Here is a 6,284-nt window from a genome sequence, read left to right on the forward strand (position 1 = left end):
CGCCAGCCGGACTTACTTAAGACGTTCGGCGAGGTAACGTTGATAATCCGGGATCAGGATATCGAGCGGCTCATTGAAGGTCGGCGACAGAATAATAAAGTCGGCCGTTGACGCATTGGTAGCGACAGGGATGTTCCAGACCGTCGCCAGGCGCAGCAGTGCTTTCACGTCCGGATCGTGCGGTACCGCGTTGAGCGGGTCCCAGAAGAAAATCAGCACATCGATTTTCCCTTCCGAGATCAGCGCGCCAACCTGCTGATCGCCGCCCATCGGGCCGCTCAGCATCGCGTTTACCTCAAGCCCGGTCGCCCGGGAAATCAGGTTACCGGTGGTGCCGGTTGCATAGAGTTCGTGCTGGGCCAGCAGCGGCTGGTGGCGCGTAACCCATTTCATCAGCATATCTTTACAGTGATCGTGAGCAACCAGCGCGATATGTTTGCGTGCCGGTAACGTACGTGTCGTCAGTTCCATAATTTCATTCCACATTTTGACCTGCAGACAGATTACTGGAAGTGACTGCTGCTGCAAGCGTCTGGGCGAAAAATTTTGACGCATCCGTAAGTTAGGATGGATGGCCCGTTCGCCTGGATTAGCTTACACTTGGGCTAAATAGCGGGAGGATAAAATGAAAGAGAACGATATCGCAGCCATTCTGAACTCAACACAGACGATTGCGCTGGTGGGAGCGAGTAACAAACCCGACCGGCCCAGCTATCGGGTGATGAAATACCTTCTGGAGCAGGGGTATCACGTGATCCCGGTTTCACCGAAAGTCGCCGGCACCACGCTACTGGGACAGCAAGGCTATGCTACGCTCGGCGACGTGCCGGAGAAGGTGGATATGGTTGATGTATTCCGTAACTCAGATGCTGCCCTGGGCGTCGCGCAAGAGGCCATCGCGATTGGCGCCAAAACCCTGTGGTTACAGCTGGGCGTCATTAACGAGCAGGCTGCCGTGCTGGCGCGTGAGGCGGGACTAAACGTGGTGATGGATCGCTGCCCGGCGATTGAAATTCCGCGCCTGGGTTTGTCGAGGTAAATAAAAGATTCGCATCCTACCAAACAGCTCTTACTCAGTCTGACGTTTTATGGACTAAGAGCTGTTTTATCGTCTCTCCCATCTCATTTCGTATTTCATGTCTGGTGAAATATTTCTTCATTTGCTCCGACAGATAAATCAACAGGAGAGGGTAAATAATATTTTACCCATGCATCTGGTGGGGATATATGCCTGTAATAGAATACCTACCATTTTTTGTATAGCAGCAAAAAAATCGGCAATGAATATATTTAACAACTTATACCCATGCATAAAGTGTTGGTATGGGTATTTTAAAAAAAATTTTAAATGATAAAATAAAATTCGTTTTTTTCGATGTGATTTTTATGATGAACATCACGGATATTATAATTTCAATGAAAATTATCATGGTTGAGATATGAAAATCTAATGATTCATGATTTTTAGATTTTGACTGGATTTATTGCGTCGGAAGGTTTTTGTTAAAAAAATAAACATATCAAAATGTAACTTTGTTATTTTGTTTTCATTGAAATCAGTTAGTTATGTTTATTTCCAAGTGTGACTATTTTGTGTCAATCCATTCTTGCGAGCCTGCATGTTCTGGTATATCTAATAAGATGCATAATTAAGAATTATCCTACACATCTGACTGCGACTCATCTCAAGGGTGCCTCTTGATGAAAAACATAAATGTGACAGTGAAAGAGACAGGTGTTAAATACACCGTCAATGGCGATCAAATGAGTTTAAATTCGCAGTCAGTAGTGCTTTTGCACATTAAGCGAGAGGATGTTAGTTCTTACACCCGCGAAGGTAATGATCTTGTTCTGAAATTTAATGATGGTAATACCTTAACTATCAAAAATTTCTTCGTCGTTGACGAGCATGGATTACACAGTGATTTAGTTCTTCAGGATGATACTGGGGCGTTATGGTGGCTGGAGGGGGTTGGCACTAATGAGGCCCATTACTCACTAATTAGTGACCTTTCTGAAGTTTTAGCTGCGGGGAGTGCTGGCAACAGTATTTCTGGTTGGGTAATGGCTGGGGCTGCGTTGCTTGGCATTGCTGCGATGTTTGCGGGCGCATCTGATAAAGATCATCATTCGGCAGCTTCATTTCCTGATGACTCTGATTCTGATTCAGACAGTGACTCAGATGCTGACTCGGATACAGATGGCGGTGTGAAAGAGGGGGATGCGGATTCCGATAGCGACACGGATTCAGACAGTGACTCCGACTCCGACTCCGACTCTGACTCCGACAGCGATTCGGATTCCGACAGTGACTCGGATTCTGACAGTGATTCTGACTCTGACAGTGACTCGGACTCTGACAGCGACTCGGATTCGGACAGCGATTCTGATTCGGACAGCGATTCTGATTCTGACAGTGACTCGGATTCTGACAGTGACTCCGACTCCGACTCTGACAGCGACTCCGATTCTGACAGTGACTCGGACTCTGACAGTGATTCCGACTCGGACAGCGACTCGGATTCTGACAGTGACTCCGACTCTGACAGCGATTCCGACTCGGACAGCGATTCGGATTCCGACAGTGATTCCGACTCGGACAGCGACTCTGACTCTGACAGCGACTCTGACTCTGACAGTGACTCGGATTCCGACAGCGATTCGGACTCTGACAGCGACTCGGATTCCGACAGCGATTCGGATTCTGACAGCGATTCTGACTCCGACAGCGACTCGGATTCTGACAGCGATTCGGACTCTGACAGCGACTCTGACAGCGACTCTGACAGCGATTCGGACTCTGACAGCGACTCGGATTCTGACAGCGACTCCGACTCGGACAGTGATTCTGACTCTGACAGCGATTCTGACAGCGACTCGGATTCTGACAGCGACTCCGACTCTGACAGTGACTCCGACTCCGACAGCGACTCGGATTCCGACAGTGATTCCGACTCGGACAGCGACTCTGACTCTGACAGCGACTCGGACTCTGACAGCGACTCGGATTCTGACAGCGATTCGGATAGTGACTCCGATTCGGACAGCGATTCCGACTCTGACAGCGACTCCGACTCTGACAGCGATTCGGATTCTGACAGCGACTCGGATTCCGACAGCGATTCGGACTCTGACAGTGATTCGGATTCCGACAGCGACTCGGATTCTGACAGTGATTCTGACTCGGACTCTGACAGCGACTCTGACTCGGATAGTGACTCCGATTCGGACAGCGATTCTGACTCGGACAGCGACTCGGATTCCGACAGCGACTCGGATTCTGACAGTGACTCCGACAGTGACTCGGATTCTGACAGCGATTCGGATTCTGACAGCGATTCTGACTCCGACAGCGACTCGGACTCTGACAGCGATTCGGACTCTGACAGCGATTCGGACTCTGACAGCGACTCGGATTCTGACAGCGATTCGGATTCTGACAGCGATTCCGACTCCGACAGCGACTCGGATTCTGACAGCGACTCTGACTCTGACAGCGATTCGGACTCTGACAGCGACTCGGATTCTGACAGCGACTCCGACTCGGACAGTGATTCGGACTCTGACAGCGACTCGGATTCTGACAGCGACTCCGACTCGGACAGTGATTCTGACTCTGACAGCGATTCTGACTCTGACAGCGATTCGGACTCTGACAGTGACTCGGATTCTGACAGCGATTCGGACTCTGACAGCGACTCCGACTCGGACAGCGATTCCGACTCTGACAGCGACTCGGATTCTGACAGCGACTCGGATTCTGACAGCGACTCGGATTCTGACAGCGACTCGGATTCTGACAGCGATTCGGACTCTGACAGCGACTCGGATTCCGACAGCGATTCAGACTCCGACAGTGATTCTGACTCCGACAGCGACTCGGATTCTGACAGTGACTCCGACTCTGACAGCGACTCGGATTCTGACAGTGACTCCGACTCGGACAGTGATTCGGACTCTGACAGCGACTCCGACTCCGACTCGGACAGCGATTCGGACTCTGACAGCGACTCGGATTCTGATAGTGACTCCGACTCGGATTCCGACTCCGACTCTGACAGCGATTCGGATTCTGACAGCGACTCGGATTCTGACAGCGATTCGGATTCTGACAGCGACTCCGATTCTGACAGCGACTCGGACTCCGACAGCGACTCGGATTCTGACAGCGACTCGGACTCCGACAGCGACTCGGATTCTGACAGCGACTCGGATTCTGACAGCGATTCGGATTCTGACAGCGATTCGGATTCTGACAGCGACTCGGATTCTGACAGCGATTCGGATTCTGACAGCGACTCCGACTCCGACAGCGACTCGGATAGCGACAGTGACTCCGACTCTGACAGCGACTCTGACTCGGATAGCGACTCTGACTCGGATAGCGACAGCGACTCCGACTCGGACAGCGACTCGGATTCCGACAGCGATTCGGACTCTGACAGTGATTCGGATTCCGACAGCGACTCGGATTCTGACAGTGATTCTGACTCTGACAGCGACTCTGACTCGGATAGTGACTCTGACTCGGATAGTGACTCCGATTCGGACAGCGATTCTGACTCGGACAGCGACTCGGATTCCGACAGTGACTCTGACTCGGACAGTGACTCGGATTCTGACAGTGACTCCGACTCGGACAGTGACTCGGATTCTGACAGTGACTCGGATTCTGACAGTGATTCGGATTCCGACAGTGATTCGGATTCCGACAGTGATTCTGACTCGGATTCTGATTCGGATTCTGACAGTGATTCTGACTCCGACAGCGACTCGGATTCTGACAGCGATTCTGACTCTGACAGCGATTCTGACTCTGACAGCGATTCGGATTCCGACAGCGATTCTGACAGTGACTCGGATTCTGACAGCGACTCTGACTCGGACAGTGACTCGGACTCCGACAGCGACTCAGACTCTGACAGCGACTCGGACTCTGACAGCGACTCGGACTCTGACAGCGACTCGGACTCTGACAGCGACTCGGATTCTGACTCTGACAGCGACTCGGATTCCGACAGTGACTCCGACTCGGACAGTGACTCGGATTCTGACAGTGACTCCGACTCGGATTCCGACTCCGACTCTGACAGCGATTCGGATTCCGACAGCGACTCGGATTCTGACTCTGACAGCGATTCGGATTCCGACAGCGATTCTGACAGTGACTCGGATTCTGACTCTGACAGCGATTCGGATTCCGACAGCGACTCGGATTCTGACTCTGACAGCGATTCGGATTCCGACAGCGATTCTGACAGCGACTCGGATTCTGACAGCGATTCGGATTCTGACAGCGACTCGGATTCTGACAGCGATTCGGATTCTGACAGCGACTCCGACTCGGACAGCGATTCGGACTCGGACAGCGACTCCGACTCGGACAGCGATTCGGACTCGGACAGCGACTCCGATTCTGACAGCGACTCGGATTCCGACAGCGATTCGGACTCTGACAGTGATTCGGATTCCGACAGCGACTCGGATTCTGACAGTGATTCTGACTCGGACTCTGACAGCGACTCTGACTCGGATAGTGACTCCGATTCGGACAGCGATTCTGACTCGGACAGCGACTCGGATTCCGACAGCGACTCGGATTCTGACAGTGACTCCGACAGTGACTCGGATTCTGACAGTGATTCGGATTCCGACAGTGATTCTGACTCGGATTCTGACAGCGACTCTGACTCGGACAGTGACTCGGACTCTGACAGCGACTCGGATTCTGACTCTGACAGCGACTCGGACTCTGACAGCGACTCGGATAGCGACAGCGACTCGGATAGCGACAGCGACTCCGACTCTGACAGCGACTCTGACTCGGACAGCGACTCCGACTCTGACAGCGACTCGGATTCTGACAGCGATTCGGACAGCGATTCCGACTCGGACAGCGATTCCGACTCGGACAGCGATTCGGATTCCGACAGTGATTCCGACTCGGACAGCGATTCGGACTCTGACAGCGATTCGGACTCTGACAGCGACTCCGACTCGGACAGCGATTCCGACTCGGACAGCGATTCGGATTCCGACAGTGATTCCGACTCGGACAGCGATTCGGATTCCGACAGTGACTCCGACTCCGATAGCGATTCCGATTCTGACAGCGATTCGGACTCTGACAGCGATTCGGATTCCGACAGCGATTCGGATTCTGACTCTGACAGCGACTCGGATTCTGACTCTGACAGCGACTCTGACTCGGATAGTGACTCTGACTCTGACAGCGACTCCGACTCGGACAGTGATTCGGACTCGGATAGTGACTCGGATTCTGA

At 52.2% G+C, this 6,284-nt stretch carries 2 protein-coding genes and 1 pseudogene; 2 read left to right on the forward strand and 1 reads right to left on the reverse strand.

Annotated features, from left to right (window positions below):
* Positions 1–12 precede the first annotated feature (12 nt).
* Positions 13–471: a methylglyoxal synthase gene (mgsA, locus tag EDF82_RS14505; protein ID WP_123756253.1), complete on the reverse strand. Its 459-nt coding sequence runs from the start codon at positions 469–471 to the stop codon at positions 13–15.
* Positions 472–625: 154 nt separating this feature from the next.
* Between mgsA and EDF82_RS14510 the strand changes: the two genes are divergently transcribed.
* Together EDF82_RS14510 and EDF82_RS25460 are read left to right on the forward strand one after the other, a co-directional pair.
* The gene (locus tag EDF82_RS14510; RefSeq protein ID WP_123756208.1) at positions 626–1,039 is read left to right on the forward strand and encodes a CoA-binding protein; all 414 of its coding nucleotides are present in this window, start codon (positions 626–628) and stop codon (positions 1,037–1,039) included.
* 662 nt (positions 1,040–1,701) lie between these two features.
* Positions 1,702–6,284: pseudogene (locus EDF82_RS25460) on the forward strand (lp_1303a family serine-rich repeat glycoprotein adhesin); the annotation flags it as partial.

The sequence above is a fragment of the Klebsiella sp. BIGb0399 genome (assembly GCF_003752615.1).
In the GTDB taxonomy this organism is placed as follows: domain Bacteria; phylum Pseudomonadota; class Gammaproteobacteria; order Enterobacterales; family Enterobacteriaceae; genus Klebsiella; species Klebsiella lignicola.

Coding starts and splice junctions, on each gene's coding strand:
- EDF82_RS14510 (WP_123756208.1), top strand. CDS start 626: ATGAAAGAGAACGATATCGCAGCCATTCTGAACTCAACACAGACGATT.
- mgsA (WP_123756253.1), bottom strand. CDS start 471: ATGGAACTGACGACACGTACGTTACCGGCACGCAAACATATCGCGCTG.